Annotated in this window: 7 protein-coding genes; all 7 read left to right on the top strand. The window is 62.1% G+C overall.

From position 1 onward, the window contains the following. Positions 1-64 precede the first annotated feature (64 nt). Complete coding sequence (locus tag M1E05_RS15090) at positions 65-553, top strand: PH domain-containing protein (RefSeq protein ID WP_458113727.1); 489 nt, start codon at positions 65-67, stop codon at positions 551-553. Continuing rightward, complete coding sequence (locus M1E05_RS15085; RefSeq protein WP_458113728.1) at positions 537-1,886, top strand: adenylate/guanylate cyclase domain-containing protein; 1,350 nt, start codon at positions 537-539, stop codon at positions 1,884-1,886. Before M1E05_RS15090 ends, M1E05_RS15085 begins: the two co-directional genes overlap by 17 nt. 590 nt (positions 1,887-2,476) lie before the next feature. Then, positions 2,477-8,221: an Ig-like domain-containing protein gene (locus tag M1E05_RS15080; RefSeq protein WP_461163409.1), complete on the top strand. Its 5,745-nt coding sequence runs from the start codon at positions 2,477-2,479 to the stop codon at positions 8,219-8,221. Positions 8,222-8,400: 179 nt separating this feature from the next. After that, the gene (locus M1E05_RS15075; RefSeq protein WP_461163408.1) at positions 8,401-14,514 is read left to right on the top strand and encodes an Ig-like domain-containing protein; all 6,114 of its coding nucleotides are present in this window, start codon (positions 8,401-8,403) and stop codon (positions 14,512-14,514) included. A 69-nt stretch (positions 14,515-14,583) separates the two neighbouring features. Next, positions 14,584-15,555, top strand: coding sequence for an AAA family ATPase (locus M1E05_RS15070; RefSeq protein WP_458113731.1), 972 nt, complete (start codon positions 14,584-14,586; stop codon positions 15,553-15,555). A gap of 51 nt (positions 15,556-15,606) precedes the next feature. Next, entirely contained in the window at positions 15,607-16,956 is a 1,350-nt protein-coding gene (locus M1E05_RS15065) for a DUF58 domain-containing protein (RefSeq protein ID WP_461163407.1), read from the top strand. Further along, a complete protein-coding gene (locus M1E05_RS15060; protein WP_461163406.1) occupies positions 16,953-19,589 on the top strand; it encodes a transglutaminase family protein in 2,637 nt (878 codons plus the stop codon). The genes M1E05_RS15065 and M1E05_RS15060 overlap by 4 nt, the downstream gene beginning before the upstream one ends. Positions 19,590-19,624 lie beyond the last annotated feature (35 nt).

Below are 19,624 nucleotides of genomic sequence, written 5' to 3'. Positions count from 1 at the left end.
CATTGCAGTCCCAGCAGTGGGTGCCTTCGCAACGGCATGGATCGTCAAAGGGGAACCTGCGAGGATGTTTCCAGTCGTAACCTCCGCTTGGACGTTTTGGCTGGTGACTGCCTGCATCCTGCTTGTCGCCTGGGTTCTCTGCGGGTACTGCCTTCCGCGCACTTTGCGGTGGCAGTCGACGCGCTACACATTGACCAGTCAGCGCATAGTTGCCAAGTACGGAATGTTGCGGCGCAGGGAATGGCAGGTTTCCCTTGCAGCTATCCGGCAGGTGTGGGTGGTTCAATCGGTGCTCCAACGCATATTGCGTTCAGGGAATATATCCTTGGATACCGGGCATCATGATCCAGCGGTGCTGGCGGACGTTCCGGAGGCGGGGAAGTTCCGTGATTTTGTCCTTGAGGCCATCGATGAACTGCCGCCGGCTTCGGTCCTTTTAGAAGAGGACAGCCGCGGAGACGGGCTCGAGGACGTGGACAGATACTGGGAGGGCCGTTCGCAACAGCGGCCCAGGAGACCGAGAGAAGGTGGAAGAGATGAACGCTGGCAGTGAGCACACTGAAGCTGTGCCCTTGGCCTCCGGGCAAACTCAGCCACCGGGAGAGACTCCTGAATCGGCAGAATCACGGGAACGCGAACTCACACACGAAGAAACACCGGAACGCGGAGAAGCGCAGGAACCGGAAGAATCCATTGAACCGGTGGTAGAGGCCGCCACCATCGAAGACGCCGTCCTGGAAACGGCCCCTGCCTCGCCGTTCGCCGAACCTGCTGCTGAGCGCGGTCCCCAATCCGACGCTGCTGATTTCGCCCCCGTGACCGGGCCCCCGGCCACAGGCACTTTCTCGGCGGAGCGTCTGGCGGCAAAAGCCTTGGAAGCCCGGTTGCTCGGCGGTGAGCGAAAGCTGCGCCGGCGTGAAGTCGCGGCCGGTGCAGGTCTCTCCTTGTTGTCCGCGCGAAAGCTCTGGAGGGCCCTGGGCTTTCCCAATCTCGGCGACGAGGACGTCGCCTTTACCGAACGGGACCAGGCTGCGCTCTCCACCGTTGTTGATCTCGTCCGGACCGGAAAGCTGACGGAAGAGGCGGCTATTTCCGTGACGAGGTCCATCGGTCAAATGACCGACCGCATGGTGGTCTGGCAGATCGAAGCCCTTGTGGAAGACATGGTTCATCAGCAGGGGGTTCCGGACGCCGTCGCCCGCAAGCGCCTGGTCAATGAACTTCCGGCCCTGGTGGACGCCCTGGAGGAAATGCTGGTCTACTCGTGGCGCCGCCAGCTCAACGCCGGCGTTCAAAGGCTGGCCGTCCGTGCCGAAGCCGGGCTGCAGGCCAGCGAAGAAGGCCGCGAAGGGGACGAAGATGACGCGCCGTTGCCCTTGGCCCGTGCCGTCGGCTTTGCTGACCTGGTCTCCTATACGAGTCTCTCCCGCCGGATGAACGAAAAGACTCTTGCCCAGCTGGTGCAGCGCTTTGAGAACAAGTGCGCCGAGATCATCTCCGTCGGCGGCGGCAGGCTCGTGAAGACAGTGGGCGACGAAGTCCTGTACATCGCCGAGACGCCGGCCGCCGGCGCAGAAATCTCCCTGGCGCTTGCCGAAGCGTTTACGCAGGATGAGATTCTGCCGGAGGCCAGGGTGTCGCTGGTCTGGGGCCGGATCCTGTCACGACTGGGCGACATTTACGGACCCACTGTGAATCTCGCAGCACGCCTCACCGCACTGGCGGACCCGGGCACCGTACTGGTGGATTCTGTGACTGCCGCCGCTCTGGACAGTGACGAACGGTTCGTGCTGGTCCCGCAGCCCGTGGAGACCGTGCGTGGCTTCGGCGAAATCCTTCCGGTGCTGCTTTCGAGGGGAAGCGGCCGCGGCCTGGTCCTGGACTAGGCCTTGTCCTGGACCAGATCGGGTCCTGGATCGCGGCCGCCCTATTCATACAATTGATGGTCTTATGAGATAGTCGGAGCTGACCGTCGGCCCGATCACCGTGGCCGGCCGCCTCCATTATTTTTTGTTCTGGTCTTTTGGTTGGTCTTGTGCTGCTTTTTTGGTGGCTTTTATTGCGGGGGAATTGTAGGGCTGTGACACATCTGTTCGGCAGGTCTGGGTCTCGTCGGCGCCGCAGTGGGTTTTTTAGTGGGGCTGTTTTTGCGGTGGCTGGTGCTGCGTTGGTGGTTGGTGCTGTGGTTTATCCGGGGTTTAAGACCACTGAGGTGGAGTTGAACGATGGTGGTGTCTGGGTTGTGAGTAAGTCCAGGAATGCTGTGGGGCGGTTGAATTATCCGTCGCGGGTTCTGGATGGGGCGGTGACGCCGGCGAGTACTTCTTTTGATGTGTTGCAGAGTGCCGGGGATGTTTTTGTTGATGATCCGACGGGTTCGACGTTGAATCAGGTGTCGGCGGCAAATATGCGTCTGGGTGGGGATAAGAAGTTGCCGGGGTCCGCGGATGTGAGTTTTGGCCGGGGTGTTTTGGCGGTGACTGATCCTGGTAAGGGGACGGTGTGGGCGTTGTCGCCGTCCACTGTTAATGGTTTTGATGAGGAGTCCAGCGAGCCGGTGGTGGTGGGTTCGCAGGGTTTGGTGTCGGCTGTGGGCGCTGATGACCGGATCTACAGTGCTGATCCGAAGACAGGCAGGGTTTCTGTGACGTCTGTGGATGCGGAGGGTGTGTCCACGGGGGTTCAGGAGAGCACGTGGGAGGCCTTGAAGGGGGCCGGTGATTTGCAGTTGGCTGTGGTGGGGGATCAGCCGGTGGTGTTGGATGCTGGGCGGGGGAAGCTGTTTTTGCCGGGCGGGCGGGAGCTGGCGTTGGCGGATGCGAAGGACGCGAAGCTGCAGCAGAGTGGTCCTGCCTCTGATGCTGTGGCGGTGGCGACTCCGAAGGCGTTGTTGTTGCAGCCGTTGGGCGGGTCGACGGCGAAGACGGTGACCTTCAATGGTGAGGGTGTTCCGGCGGCGCCGGTGCAGCTGGGCGGCTGTGTGCATGCTGCGTGGTCGGGGGCGAACAGGTATGTGCGCGAGTGCGTCAATGACGCTGATGACAAGAACGTTGATGTTCCCAAGGCCAGTGCGTCTCCGGAGTATGTGTTCCGGGTGAACCGGGATCTGGTGGTTCTTAATGATGTGAATTCGGGCAATGTGTGGCTGGTGAACCAGAACATGCAGCTGGTGAACAACTGGGACGACGTTGTCCCACCCAAGCAGACCTCCGACGATGCCGACAAGGATTCAGCAGACGAAGTCCAACAGACCGTCCTGCCAGACCGGACAAAGCCCAACAATCCGCCGCTGGCAAAGCCGGACGTGTTTGGTGTCCGTGCGGGAAAAACCACCGTCCTTCCGGTGCTGGACAACGACACGGATCCCGACGGCGACGTCCTCACGCTCAGGACGCCGGAGGCCCTGAAATCCGGTGCGCTTTCTGCGATCTATGGCGGCACAGGCTTCCAGATTGCTGTTCCCGCAGAGAAGTCAGGCTCTGAAAGTTTTACGTACACAGTAGATGATGGCCGGGGACTCTCCGCAACTGCCGACGTTACGCTCAGGATTGTTCCTGCCGCCGAGAATGCTGCCCCGCAGCAGAAACCAAACCGAAGCACTGCCTTGGTGGTGCAATCCGGAAAGCTCATCAGCCAGAATATTCTGACTGACTGGATCGACCCCGACGGCGACGATCTATTCGCGGTGGGGGTGGCAAGCTCCGATCCCCGCGACCAGGTCAAAATCCGCCCCGATGGCCTGTTGTCCTTCCAAGACTCGGGAACGGCGCCTGGACGAAAGACTCTGACGGTGACGGTCTCGGACGGGTCCAAGGCCGCCGAGGGGAAGATTATCGTCGACGTCCGGGCACCCGGGGCGCTTCCTCCCGTGGCCAATGCAGACCATGTTGTAGCTGTCGCGGGGACCGATACCGTCATCGCACCGCTTGGCAACGACGTAGACCCTCAGGGCGGCTCATTGCGGCTGGCCCAGGCAACGCCTGATGCGCAGTCATCAGCCACCATCGGCGCCGACCAGCAGACCTTCACTTTTAATTCCGCCACTCCAGGGCCCCACTACGTGACCTACCTTGTGACTAATGGTCCCGCGAGTGCGCAGCAACTGGTCCGCATTGACGTGGTGGAGGCAAACGGCCAAGGCGCGCCGGTTGCTGTACGGGATATCGCCTTGCTCCCCACCGGAGGGAACGTCCTGGTGGACGTCCTCGGCAACGATTCGGATCCCTCAGGGGGAGTGCTGGTGGTTCAATCAGTAACTGCCGGCGATGGTTTGCCTGTCAGCGTGTCAGTCCTGAACCACTCGGTGGTGAAGGTTACCGACATCCGGGCTGAAGGCCAGCTAACGATGAAATACACCATTTCCAACGGCAAAGCGTCCGCTACCGGGGAGATAGCAATCCTGCTGGTCCCGGCACCCGAAAAGCTCCAGCCGCCGCAGGCCAAACCGGATGAAGCAATCGTCCGTGTGGGGGACGTTGTCACTGTGCCTGTTCTGGCCAATGATTCAGATCCTAATGGCGGGAAGCTGACGCTGGTTCCGGATCTTGCCCAGCAACCCGACGCCGCCGACGGGCGGATCTTTACCGCTGGAGACTCGTTGCGATTTATTGCCGGCGAGGTACCCAAGACGGTCTACGCCATCTACAAGGTCCGGAATGAATCCGGACAGACAGACTCCCAGCAGGTCACCATCAGGATTGCGGCCAGGGACGATGCCCGGAACACGCGCCCAGAGCCCCGGAACCTCACGGCCCGTGTCGTCGCTGGGATGACAGTGAAGATCCCGGTTGAACTGAACGGCGTTGACACCGACGGCGACTCCGTTCAGCTGGTCGGGATCGACCAGGCGCCTGCGATGGGAACTGCCATTGTGAGGGAGGGATATCTGGAGTTCACCGCAGGAGGTGACTCAGCAGGCACAGATACCTTCACCTACATAGTCCGCGACCGTATTGGAGCGGAAAACACGGGCACGGTGATTGTGGGCATTGCACCGCCGGAGCCGAACAACCAAAAACCGTTGGCCGTCGACGATTCGGTGGAAGTGCGCCCAGGCCGCAATATCGCCGTCGACGTACTCGCCAATGACTCCGACCCCGACGGCGATCCGGTAGCACTGGTGGCGAACGGCTTCGAGGCGCGCCCGGAGCTTCAGGTCCAGGCCGCGGAAGGCTCCAAGGTCCTGCTGACGGCTCCCGCTGTTGCCGGGAATGAAAGCGTTCGTTATTCAATCCAGGATGACAGGAGTGCCAGCGCCGGCGCCGTGATCAGGGTGAAGATCAGCCTTGACGCAGAGCTGAAACCGCCCGTGGCCGAAGATGATCACGTGACCCGGGCTGAAACCCTGGGAAAGTCCGCGGTGGACGTGCCGGTGCTCAAGAACGCCGTGGATCCGGACGGCGTCGCAGCCGAACTTTCCATCGGTCTGCCGGATGGAAATCCGAATGCGCGCGCAGCCGAAGGCAGCGTGGTCGTGACCCTGACCCCACAGGAACAACTCATTCCCTATACCGTCACAGATGCCGATGGCCAAGTGGCCACCGCCGTGATGTGGGTTCCCGGGCAGGCGGAACAGCTGCCTACCCTGGCCAATTCCGATGTAGTGGAAGTGATGGCCGGCAAGGAACTGACCCTTGACCTAAACGAGTACGTCAGGGTCCGGGAGGGACGGTCGCCAAGGATTACCGTGGCCGACAAAGTACATGTTCAGGGTGCGGATCCGTCCAACGTGATCACCTCCAACGGAACCGGACTGCGTTATGCCGCCAAGCCGGACTACGCAGGTCCAGGCTCCCTGACCTTCGAAGTGACCGACGGGACGGGTCCGGATGATCCGGCAGGGTTCACGTCCACGCTGACCATCATGACGCGGGTCATTCCTGACCCCACCGCAAACCACCCGCCCACCTTCAGCGGTACTTCGCTGGACGTACCCAAGGGCGAAACGGCCACCGTGGACTTGCGGGGCCTCGCCAAAGACGTTGACGAGCAGGACCAGGACAAGCTCAAGTTCGAGCTCGACGGTACGCTGCCCACGGGGTTTAAGGCAGCGATTGAAGGAAGCGAGCTCAAGGTCAGCGCGGAAAACTCCGTCGTCCTGGGTTTCGTCGGCAGCATCCCTGTCCGCGTCACAGACGCTCGTTCCCCGGCAGTGAAGGCAACCATTTCAGCTAAGTACGTCGCCTCCAACCGGCCGATGCCCGTTGCCACCGACGACGTCGTGGACAAGGCCAACGCCGGGCGTGCGGAAACCATCAATGTCCTCGCCAATGATTTCAATCCCTTCAACGACGCTGCCCTGAAGATTGTTGCGGCAACCGTGGAAACCGGGTCGGCGGCGGGCCAGCCTTCCGTTTCCGGAGACTCCATTTCGGTGACGCCGGCAGACGGCTTCAAGGGCGTCATGGTGGTGCGCTATACGGTCATGGACAAAACGGACGACGTCTCCCGGCAGGCGAGCGGACGCATCAGGCTTACGGTACGCGACAAGCCGGATGCTCCTTCCGCTCCAGCCGCCACCGACGTGAGAAGCCGGACGGCGGTGCTCAAATGGCAGCCGCCGTCGGACAACGGGTCAGCGATCACCGAATATACGGTCCGGTCCGGCTCGTTCACCCAAAAGTGCGCCACGACGACGTGCACCCTCACTGGCCTGACGAACGACGTCAAGTATGTCTTCACGGTGACGGCCACCAACGAGGTTGACGAGTCCGCGCCATCAGCCCCCTCCAACGAGATCCGGCCCGACGAGAAGCCCTCGCCGCCGGATGCCCCGGCAGTAAAAGCCGGGGATAGGGACATGGTGATCACCTGGCAGCCGGCACAGACCGAGGGTTCCGCCGTGAAGACCTACAACCTGGAGATCTCCCCGCCCCCGGCCAACGGCATCGCCGTCAAAAACGATGTGGCGGGCCTGAACTACACCTGGCCCGGCCTCACCAACGGCGTCAAGTACAAGGTGAGGGCGCAGGCTGTGAACGAGCTTGGCCCCTCCGACTGGGGACTCTATTCGCCGGAGGATAATCCGGCCGGCGTTCCGGGCGCACCCGCGGCCCCAACCTCGGCGGTGGCATCCTCCGTCGGCAACCAGAACCAGCTGACGGTCAACTGGACAGAGCCGAACACCAACGGCGATCCGATCAGGAACTACTACGTCACCATGAGCGGCGGGGACTCAGCGGCTCAAACCCAGACCATCACGGGAACGGTCCGGACCGCCACATTCACCGCCAACAACTCCGAAGCCGCCTACACCTTCACCGTGCAGGCGGAAAACAAGGCCGGCAAGGGAGCCGTCAGCGCGCCATCTGCCCCTCGACGTGCCACGGGAAAGCTCGGGCAAGTGACCGGGGTGAGCGCCACACCGGCCGATACGGGCGGCAACGGCGGGGAGGTCACTATCAACTTCAATCAGCTCACACCGGATCAGCGGAACGGTTCAGCTGCCAACGAGGTGTCCTACACCTATTACGCTACGGCCGACGGCCAGACGGGTCCCATCCTTCCGGGGCAGACGGTGGGCGGCTTCGCCAACGGCAGGGCGACCGATATCACGATCATCGCCCATTCCACCGTGGCGCCCAGTTCGGATGCCAGCACCAAGGCGTCCGTCACGCCCTACGGGGCGCCAGGAACGCCGTCGGCATCCGGAACCAACGGTGGAATGAACCAGAAATCACTGACGCTGAGCTGGTCCTCACCCACGGCCACAAACGATGTCGCCCAGACCAGGATAAGTTTCGACGGCTCGGGCAACTGGGAAACGGTAGCTCCATCAGGCAGCCGGGTTATTAATACCGCGGGCTTTGATGAACGGCACAGCATCCAGGTCCAGACGTTCAATTCACTGGCTCAAGGCGGGCCGATCGCCACTGCCAGTGCCCAATCCGGTCGGATGGGGGAATGGACAACAAGGATGAGCACAGCGGATCCCAACTTTGTGCGGTCCTGTACTTACACCCTTGGCGGAGCAAACTACCGGCCTGCGCCGTACTACGACTGTGACGGCATCAACGCCCATCGCGAGCCGTGGTTCTACGTGGCCGATGCCGACCCCATTGTGGTGCGCTGCTACATCATTCAAAGCGACCATTGGACCCCCAACCCGATCCGAACCTGGTACCGGATAGAAGCCGGCTCAGGGCGGAACGTGGGGCGTTACGTCGTCGCGGGCTCCACGGCGTTGGGAGAACCCGGCGTGCAAGGGGTGCCACCGTGCTGACGGACGCGTTGCCACTTGGCGCCGCGGGAAGTTCTCCCCATCGCAGGCTTTGGAATGCTTGGGTAGGCTGTGGCGGGTAACGGAGAGCCCTGTATCGGGTCCGTCGTGTCCTTTCTGGTCTTTTGGTTGGTCTTGTGCTGCTTTTTTGGTGGCTTTTATTGCGGGGGAATTGTAGGGCTGTGACACATCTGTTCGGCAGGTCTGGGTCTCGTCGGCGCCGCAGTGGGTTTTTTAGTGGGGCTGTTTTTGCGGTGGCTGGTGCTGCGTTGGTGGTTGGTGCTGTGGTTTATCCGGGGTTTAAGACCACTGAGGTGGAGTTGAACGATGGTGGTGTCTGGGTTGTGAGTAAGTCCAGGAATGCTGTGGGGCGGTTGAATTATCCGTCGCGGGTTCTGGATGGGGCGGTGACGCCGGCGAGTACTTCTTTTGATGTGTTGCAGAGTGCCGGGGATGTTTTTGTTGATGATCCGACGGGTTCGACGTTGAATCAGGTGTCGGCGGCGAATATGCGTCTGGGTGGGGATAAGAAGTTGCCGGGGTCCGCGGATGTGAGTTTTGGCCGGGGTGTTTTGGCGGTGACTGATCCTGGTAAGGGGACGGTGTGGGCGTTGTCGCCGTCCACTGTTAATGGTTTTGATGAGGAGTCCAGCGAGCCGGTGGTGGTGGGTTCGCAGGGTTTGGTGTCGGCTGTGGGCGCTGATGACCGGATCTACAGTGCTGATCCGAAGACAGGCAGGGTTTCTGTGACGTCTGTGGATGCGGAGGGTGTGTCCACGGGGGTTCAGGAGAGCACGTGGGAGGCCTTGAAGGGGGCCGGTGATTTGCAGTTGGCTGTGGTGGGGGATCAGCCGGTGGTGTTGGATGCTGGGCGGGGGAAGCTGTTTTTGCCGGGCGGGCGGGAGCTGGCGTTGGCGGATGCGAAGGACGCGAAGCTGCAGCAGAGTGGTCCTGCCTCTGATGCTGTGGCGGTGGCGACTCCGAAGGCGTTGTTGTTGCAGCCGTTGGGCGGGTCGACGGCGAAGACGGTGACCTTCAATGGTGAGGGTGTTCCGGCGGCGCCGGTGCAGCTGGGCGGCTGTGTGCATGCTGCGTGGTCGGGGGCGAACAGGTATGTGCGCGAGTGCGTCAATGACGCTGATGACAAGAACGTTGATGTTCCCAAGGCCAGTGCGTCTCCGGAGTATGTGTTCCGGGTGAACCGGGATCTGGTGGTTCTTAATGATGTGAATTCGGGCAATGTGTGGCTGGTGAACCAGAACATGCAGCTGGTGAACAACTGGGACGACGTTGTCCCACCCAAGAATGAATCCGATGAGCAGGACAAGGACTCAGCCGACAACAACACCATCAACATCCTGCCGGACCGCACCAAACCGAACCGCCCGCCCGAAACCAAGCCTGACGCCTTCGGAGTCAGGCCGGGACGCACCAGCATCCTTCCGGTGCTGGACAACGACTCCGATCCCGACGGCGACGTCCTCACCGCCTCTGTTGGAACGTCCGGCCCCAAGACAGGGAATCTGGAGAACATTTACGGCGGAACAGCATTCCAGGTCAGTATTCCGGCCGATGCCAAACCGGGCGTGGAAACCTTTGACTACAACGCTTCGGACGGGCGGGGACTCTCCGCGGGTGGCAGCATCGCGCTTAACGTTGTGGGTCCGGACGAGAACCGTCTGCCGGTCTTCAAGCGCGGCGAACCCACCACCATGCTTGTGGAACAGGGCAAAACCGTCAGCCAGAATATCCTGACGGACTGGATGGATCCCGACGGCGACGATCTCGTACTGATGGACGCGAAGGCGGACAACGACCAGGACCAGGTCAAGGTGCGGCGGGATGGACTCCTTACCTATCAGGACTCAGGAGCCGCCGCGGGCAAGAAAAACGTTACGGTCACCATCTGGGACGGTCGCGCCACAGTTACGGGCAAGGTAGTTATCAACGTTCAGCCCCCTGGCGCTCTGGCCCCGGTTGTGAATGCTGACCACGTCACCGCCGTCGTCGGCCAGGACCTGGTGATCGCACCCCTGAAGAACGACGTCGACCCTAACGGCGGCGCACTGAGGCTCGCCCAGGTGGAAGCCTCCGGTCCTGCGGAGCCTGGTCCTGTTACCGAAGGCGGCACGTTTACTTTCCGCAGCGGGACGCCGGGGCCGGTTTACCTGACGTATATTGCCAGCAACGGTCCCCAAAGCAGCCAGGGCCTGATCCGTGTCGATGTTGAATCGGGGAAGGACACCGGCAATCCTGTGGCTGTCCACGACGTCGCCCTCATGCCCGTGGGCGGCAGCGTGCTGCTGGACCCGCTCGCGAACGACTCCGATCCTTCCGGGGGAGTGCTGGTGCTGCAGTCGGTATCCATGCCCGAAAACTCCACAGCCTCAGTGAGCGTCATCGACCACAGCGTCCTGCGCATCACCGACCTGGTGGGCACCAAGGATCCCTTTATTTTCAGTTACACCGTGTCCAATGGAAAAAAGTCTGCCACGGGCAGCGTCTCCGTTGTTCCTGTCCCTGCGCCCGCCGTCGTTGAAGCACCTCAGCCCAAGCCGGACGAAGTGAACGTACGCGTCAACGACGTCGTGACCATCCCCGTCCTGGATAACGACACCCACCCGCAGGGCGAAAAGCTCACAGTTGATCCGGTGTTGCCGCAAGAGGTTCCCGCGGAGGACGGGAAGAGCTTCGTGTCGGAGAATTCCCTTCGGTTCATTGCCGGGAGCCAGCCAAAGACCGTCCGCGCCATCTACAACGCCGTCGACCCCGAGGGCCAGAAGAGTGCCGCAGCGGTCACCATCCACATCCTGCCCCTTGAAGGGGCGGAGAACTCACGTCCGCAGCCGCGGAACCTGACGGCGAGGGTGGTTGCTGCCGGTTCAGTTCGGATTCCGGTGCCCCTGGACGGGATAGACCCCGACGGCGATTCCGTACAACTTACGGGAATCGACAGTTCGCCCAACATGGGCACTGCCACGGTCGGCAGCAACTTCATCGACTTTACGGCGGCGGGAGACGGCGCGGGGACCGACACCTTCCGCTACAAAGTGGTGGACCGCCAGGGTGCCGTGAACACCGGCACCGTGACCATCGGTATTGCTCCGCGAGGGGACACCAACCAGCAACCCACGCCCGTGGATGACGAAGTCAAGGTGCGCCCGGGACGCCAGATAGCCGTTGATGCCACTGGCAATGACAGTGATCCTGACGGCGACCTCATCCGCATCCTGACCGATGGTATCGAGGCAGATCCCGCACTGCGGGCCACTGTCAGCAAGCAGAGTGGCCGGATCATCCTGCTCGCACCCTCCGCTGAGGGCACAGTCAATGTCGGTTACACGATTGCAGACGATCGGGATGCGTCGGCGAAAGCCTCCATTAGCGTCTTGGCCGACAACGAGGTACCCCTCAAGGCACCTATCGCCCGCGATGACCGTGTCACCTCCGCGCAGACGTTGGGCAAGACCGCCGTCGACGTTCCCGTGCTGAAAAACGATGAAGATCCGGACGGTGTCGGGGAAAACCTGAAAGTCACCGCCCAGACCGCGACGGCAGCTCCCGGAACCGAAGGCAACATGGTTGTGCAGCTCACCGAGCAGCCACAACTCATTCCCTACGAGGTGGAGGACGTCGACGGGCAAAAGTCCACGGCCATCATCTGGGTGCCAGGAATCGGCCAGCAGGTTCCCACGCTGTCCAAGGATGAAGTCCTCGAAGTGGTGGCCGGGCAGTCGGTCACGGTCAACCTGAATGAGTGGGTGAAGGTCCGTGAGGGGCATACGCCACGGCTGACGCAACGTGACCGCGTCAAGCTCATCGGCGCCGATGGGAGTGACCCCATCGGCGGTAACAACTCAGAATTGAAATATACGGCCGGGGCGGACTACGTCGGACCTGGTTCCATCAGCTTTGAAGTTACGGACGGGTCCGGTCCCGACGATCCGGCCGGCCTCAAATCCACCCTCAGCATCCGGACCAAGGTGCTGCCCGACCCCAACCGGAACAACCCGCCAACGTTGCTCGGAGGGTCAGTGGATGTACCCAAGGGGGATTCGGCAACTACAGACCTGGGCAAGCTGACTGCAGATCCCGACCGGGACGACCTCGAAAACATGAAGTACGAGATTATTGGCGGCAACCCCACCGGGTTCAACACCACCATCGACGGCAAGTCATTGAGAATTTCCGGCAGCGATGGCAGCGATGTCGGCGCTGTTGGAGCCGTGCAGGTGAAGGCAAAGGACCCAAGGGGCCTGGAAGCCACGGCCACGTTCCAGTTTGCTATTACGGCCTCCGACCGGCCTAAGCCTGTAGCCAACGACGATCTTGAACCGAATGCGGCGGCCGGAAAACCCGTGACGGTCAATGTTCTCGCCAACGACTCGAATCCGTTTCCCGAAACGCCATTGACAATCATCTCAGCTGTTACGGAAACAGGCACCGGAGACGTTGCAGTGGCTGGGGGCTCCCTTAATGTCACACCGTCCACTGGATTTACAGGAACCATGGTTGTGTCCTATACCGTGGCAGACAAGACCGAGGAATCCTCCAGATACGCCACCGGCCGGATCCGCCTGACGGTCAAAGACAAGCCTGCCGCTCCGACCACACCGCAGGCCCAAAGCGTCGGTGACGAAAGCGCATTGCTGACCTGGCAGGCGCCGGCCGACCGGGGGTCTCCCATCACCAAATATACGGTCTATGGAGAAGGTGGCTACCAGCAGGATTGCCCTGCAAACACCTGCACGTTGACCGGGCTGACCAACAACACCAAGTACCACTTCCAGGTGACGGCCACCAACGCCATCGATGAATCTGACAGGTCCCCGGCGTCGGCTGAAGTCCGTCCCGACGTAAAGCCCGACACTCCACTCGCCCCAGCGCTGAAGTTCGGCGACAAGGAGCTGACGGTGACCTGGGTGCCGCCGGCCAGCAAGGGTTCACCGGTGAAGTCTTATGACCTGGAGATTTCTCCGGCTCCGGCCGGGCAGAACGCGCAGATCCAAAACCTCACGGCAGCCAGCTACGTCTGGAAGGGCCTTCAAAACGGCGTCGCGTACAAGGTGCGCGTGCTCGCCCGCAATGATGCGAAGGAACCGTCCGAATGGAGCGTTTATTCGGCGTCGGAAGTACCCGCAGGAGTGCCGGCAACGCCCGCTGCGCCTTCAGCCTCGCAGGCCGGTTCCCTCGGAGCGGAGAGCCAGCTCCAGGTCACGTGGACGCCCCCGGCCAACAATGGCGACGCCGTCTCCTCCTATACTCTCACCACGTGGCATGGAGGAGCCGCTGTATCGAGCCAACCGGTGACGTCCGGGACTTCGCAGAACGTGAAGGTGGCCAACTCCGAAGCCGACTACTCTTTTACGGTCTCCGCCACCAACAAGGCGGGGACCAGTGGTGACAGCGCACAGTCGGCACCCATCCGCGCAGCAGGCAAGCCGGACATGGTGGGGACCCCGACCGCTAGCCTCGTCGACACCAATGGCGACGGGGGAAAGATCGATGTGAAATTCCCGGCGCTGACCGCTGCCCAGCGCAACGGGTCTACTGCTGGCGAGATTACATATAAGTACCGGTTGACTACGGGTGGCGGCAGCGGAGACATTCCTGCCGGTGGAGGCGTAGTCCCCGCAGCCAACGGCACCGAGACAGCGGTCGTGGTCTGGGCTGTCTCTTCCCGCAGTTCCACGGCTGGCGATGCCAGTCCCGCATCCAACGCGGTTAATCCCTATGGGCTCGCCTTCGCGCCGACCGTAACTGGGAGCAACAGCAGCGGCGTCGGGGATAGGACTGTTTCCTGGACTTGGACCCAACCCAGCGGCAATGGCCGCCCGGTGTCTGGCTATCAGTACAGGATGGACGGAGGAAGCTGGCAAAACACGCAGCAGCGTTCTTTCTCCGATAGCGTCGGCTTCGGCGAAGCTCATCGCCTTGAGGTGCGGGCCATCAGTGGTGAACAGCCGGGCAGGATTGGCGCGGACACGTCTCGCAGCGGCGCAGAACCACCTCCGCCGGGACCACGAACTTGGGCCGCGGTGGTTAACGTCAACAGCTGCCTGGAGAAGGCAAAAGGCACCGGCGATCACTGGAGTGGCGACGCCTGCACCTCGTACAAAATGCCGCAGGGCTCCAATTTGCAACTGGAATGCTATCGCGACGGCTGGGGATCGAGCCGTTGGTTCTATATCTACAGCAAGGACGGCAACCGCTGGACCAATGAATACCGATTCATCCGGGCTGACACTGTCAATAGTTCGACCTCAGGCATGGGCTCGTGCCCGGCCAGCTACTAACCCGAAATTAGGCGAATTTAGATCAGTTCGCCCGGGAAATTCACCAGAACACGAAAAAAGGAACTACACATGACCATGACAACTGAGCAGGCCGCCTGGTTTGCAGGAACATTCGAGAAGCTCGTTGCCAACGTCGGCCACGCCGTGCTCGGTAAAGCACACGTCATCCGCTTGACCTTCACCGCCATGCTCGCGGAGGGCCATGTGCTGTTCGAGGACGCCCCGGGCACTGGTAAGACGTCGCTGGCCCGGGCGTTGGCGGCGACCGTTCAAGGTTCAAACAACCGCATCCAGTTCACCCCGGACCTCCTGCCCTCGGATGTTACCGGCGTGACCATCTATGACCAGAAGACCCAAAAATTTGAGTTCCACAAGGGGCCGATCTTCAACAACATCGTCCTCGCCGACGAAATCAACCGCGCGTCGCCCAAGACCCAGTCCGCGCTCCTGGAGGTCATGGAGGAATCCCGGGTGACGGTAGACGGCGTCACGTATGAGGCGGGCCGCCCGTTCATGGTGATGGCAACCCAGAACCCGATCGAACAGGCAGGAACCTACCGCCTGCCGGAGGCACAGCTGGACCGGTTCCTCATGAAGACTTCCATCGGCTATCCGGACCACGCCTCCACCGTCCAGATCCTGGGAGGCACCAACCTGAAGGACCGCTCCAAGGACATTTCCCCCGTGATCACCACCCAGGCCATCGCTGACATGGCTGACCTGGCCGCCACCACGCACGTGGACACCGCCGTGCTCGAGTACATCTCCCGGCTCTGCGAGGAGACCCGCAACGCCCCTGAGACCCGCTTGGGCGTCTCTGTACGCGGTGCCTTGGCCATGGTCCGCGCGGCTAAGGTCTGGGCAGCAAGCCAGGGCCGGAACTTCGTTCTTCCGGACGACATCAAGGACCTTGCCGGCGTCGTATGGACCCACCGCTTTGTGATGGACCCCGAAGCCGAGTTCTCCGGAGCCACCCCCGAGGCAATTCTTGCGCGTGTGCTTGCCGACGTGGCAGCTCCCCAGCAGCGGGCAAACGCGTAGCAAAGTCCTTTCAAAAACCATCCCAGTCAGTACGCGATCAAAGGCCTCATTATGTTCCGCAGCACTCCGTTGAACCGGCTTGCTGAACGCCTCCGCCAGTTCCGGCCGGCAGGGCACTTGCTTCCAACAAAAAACGGGGGCAAGCTCCTCCGTCCCTCGGCAGTCTGGACGGAAGCCCTCAGCACAGCCCAACTCGCAGTGGAGCCCGTCTGGCGCGTAGTCCGGGCGCAGTGGCTGCGCTTCGTCTGGCCTGTGCTCTCCATCGTGAGCGTGCTGGGCTGGTCCATTCTGGCTGGGTCCATCCTGCTGTGGGTGGTAGGACAGTCCTTCGGCTGGCAGGAGGCCAAAGCAGCAGCCATAGCGGCCTTCGTGCTCTTCGTCATCGCGGTGGGATTTGTCCTTGGCAGGTCATCTTATGGCGTGATTCTGGACCTCACCCGCACCAGGGTGGCTGTTGGCGACAGTGCGGTAGGAAGCATCGCAGTATCCAACACCTCAGCCCGGGCGCTCTTGCCGGCTGCCCTTGAACTGCCGGTGGGCGCAGCCACGGCCATTTTCCACCTGCCGCGAATGAAACCCGCTCAGGTTCACGAGGATCTCTTCACGATTCCTACGGCGCGGCGTGCGGTCATCGTTGTCGGCCCGGTCCGGTCCGTCCGGGCCGATCCCCTGCACCTGCTGCGGAGGCAGGTTCTGTGGACAGATCCCGAGGACCTTTATGTCCACCCCAGGACAGTGGCTTTGGCCGGATCGGCTGCCGGCTTTATCCGTGACCTCGAAGGAATGCCCACCACTGACCTCTCAAGCGCCGACGTTTCCTTTCACGCGCTGCGCGACTACGTGCCTGGTGATGACAGACGCCATATCCACTGGAAGACGACGGCGCGGACCAACAAGCTGATGGTCCGCCAGTTCGAGGAGACGCGCCGCGCGCACCTGGCCATCTCCCTGTCCATCAACACCGATGAGTATGGCTCCGAGCATGAATTCGAGATGGCCATTTCAGTGGCTGCATCCATTGGCCGCCAAGCCATAAGAGAGCAGCGTGAGCTTGATGTCCTCACCCAAAAAGGACCGCTCCGTTGCGAGACAGGCCGGAACATGCTCGACGACATGACCAGGATCGTTGGCAGCCCGATGCGCAAGACCGCAGTGGACCTCGCCCGCACCCTGGCCGATAAAGTCCCCAATGCCTCAGTCGTGTTCTTCATCGTTGGCAGCCAGGTCACGCCTGCCCAACTGCGATCGGCGGCTGCTTCCGTCCCTGCAGGCGTCCGAAGCCTGGCAGTTCGCCTTCAGCCCGGCGCCGCGCCCTCACGTGCCAACATCGCTGACCTGACTGTTCTCACCTTGGGAGACCTGCCGGATCTGGCCATCGTCCTCAGAAAGGCAGCAGCATGAGCTCCGCCACCGGACTCCGCACCCGGCGCCAGTCCGCAGCACCCGCCCAAGTGTCCCCTTTCCTGGATGGGCGGCCGGTGTGGCACTTCGCCGTCGACGTTGCAGCCCTGACCGTACTCATGGGTCTGGGCGTGCTGGGCTTCAGCCTCAGTTACGGCGGCGACCCTTACTACCTTGTGGCCGGATTTGGTGGAATCGTCCTGGGCCTGGGCGTAGCAGCCCTCAACGCCCACCTTCGGCTTGGCCTGCTGATCACGGCGGCGATTGCTTTGGCCGCCTACTTGGTCCTCGGTACTGTGGTTGCGGTTCCGGGCGCAGCCATTGCCGGGTTCATCCCCACCTTGGATTCATTGCGGACCCTGCTGCTGGGCGTGGTCTTTTCGTGGAAGGACATGCTGACGGTGGGTGTGCCCGTTGGCACCGCCGGCGGGGTGTTGATCGTCCCCTTCCTCAGTTCCTTCATCACGGCCTTGGCCGCGGCCCTTCTGACCTGGCGCTCGAAGGGGCCATACTGGCCGCTGCTGCCGATCCTGGTGCTCTTTGTCACCGGCATCGCCTTCAGCACCAATGCAGGCTTCCTCACGGTGGAACGAGGGATCGCCCTGACAGTGCTGGCCATTGCCTGGGCTACCTTCCGGCGTGATGCCCTGCGGCGCAGCGATACCCGCAAGGTCTCGGTCAACAGCCCGCAGACCGATGCCTCAACCGCCCGCAGAGCACGGACCCGGCGGTTGGCCACGGCAGCCGGGGTCATTGCACTCAGCGTCGGCATCACGGCCCTGGTCTCGCCCATGGTCACCGCTAGCGATGACCGCCGCGTCCTCAGGAACACGATCGTTCCGCCCTTCGACCCGAAGGACTACATCACTCCGCTGGCCAGCTTCCGGACCTTCGTGAAGGACAAGAAGGACGACAAGCTCTTCGTGGTCAAGGGCCTGCCCAAGGACGGGCGCGTTCGCCTCGCTGCACTGGATGCGTTCAACGGAACCAACTACAACATCGATCCCAACAGCTCAGGGAACTTCAGCAAGGTCGGCGACGCCAGATCCATCAACACCCTGGCGGATACCGACGGCATCGTGCCCACCGTTGACTACACCTTGGAAATCACAGTGGAGGACTACCAGGGCTACTTCGTGCCGGGCGGGCGAAAAACCACGGGCCTGAGCTTTTCGCAGGCTTCGAGCAATGCAGCCGCAGGGCTGTACTTCAACTCCGGCACGGATACCGCCGTCACCACGAAAGGGCTGTCCAAGGGAGACTCCTACAGCATCCAGGTAGCGGATCCCGTCAAACTGGAACACGGCCAGCTCACTCAATATGACTTTGCCAAGTTCAGCATGCCGGATGCCGTAGAAGTGCCGCCCGTCGTCGGATCCCAGGCAAATGACCTTTCTGCCGACGCTCCGACCGCCGTGGACAGGGTCCGCCAGATCGAAGCGCATTTCCAGAAAAAGGGCGCCTTCAGCAACGGCCTCATCACCGAGGGCCAGTTGCCCAGTGTCTCCGGACACGGCTCTGCACGGATCAGGAACCTCCTGACAGCCAAGCAGATGCTGGGCGACGACGAGCAGTACGCCGTGGCCATGTCACTGATGCTCCGGCATCTCGGCATCCCCTCCCGGGTGGTCATGGGGTTCTATCCCGATCCCAAGAGCCCTGAAAACGGGGCCGGGGAAGTCAACATCACAGGTAAGGACGTGCACGCCTGGGTTGAGGTCGCTTTTGACCGCGTGGGGTGGGTTGCTTTCGACCCCACTCCGTCTAAGGACAACGTGCCCATCCCTCCGGATCCGGAGAGCAAGTCCAAACCCAAACCCCAGGTCCTGCAGCCGCCGCCCCCGCCACAGGAGCCGGCTGAGCTGCCGCCGGACTCCTCCCCGGACGCATTGGATGCAGATCAGAAGAAGAACAATCCCTGGCTCTTCTGGGGACCCATTCTGGCCGCGATTGGCCTGGCCATGATCCCGATAGGCATCCTTGGGCTGCCCCTGCTGCTGATTGCCTTACTGAAGGGCCGGCGTCGAAAGGCCCGCTTCACGGAAGGCGATCCTGCCCGCCGAGTTGGCGGCGGGTGGAACGAACTCCTGAGCCTCGCAACTGACATGGGTGCAGGAGTGGATCACCGCGCCACCCGGCGGGAATCCGCCGTCGTCCTGGCTGAAGCTTTCCCCGCTACCCAGTCGACTACCACCTTGCTGGCACACCGCGCCGATGCGAGCATCTTCGGCGCGGGGCAGCCGAGCGAAGCGGAAGTCCGGGAATACTGGACCATCGTGGAAGGATCACTCAAGGACATGACGGGAGCTGTGGGTTTCTGGCGCCGCCAGCAGGCCAGGTTCTCGCCGCGGTCCCTCCTTGCCGACGGCAGGACGGCACTCAGCCTGCGCGGGCTGCGGCCGGTCCTGGGGGCCGGGCGCCAGCCTGAAGGAAAGACTGAGCCCGCAGATAAGGCAGAGACCCCTCCGGCCGCTTCTGTACCCTCCGGGAATGTATCCTCCGGGGACGCGCACCCCGGGAACGCGCCAACCGGGGTGGCACCATCCGGCGACGCGCCACGAGGACGCCGCGAACTTCGCGGTCAGTCCAATCCGGAGGACGACGCCACTGTCAGGAAGAACCGCAACGAGTAATGACACACGACGCAGAGCGCTGCCAGCGCTGCCGG

The organism is Arthrobacter sp. R4-81 (genome assembly GCF_054792365.1).
Note: the sequence above shows the minus strand (reverse complement) of the source record. Positions and strands in the feature narration are given on the sequence as shown.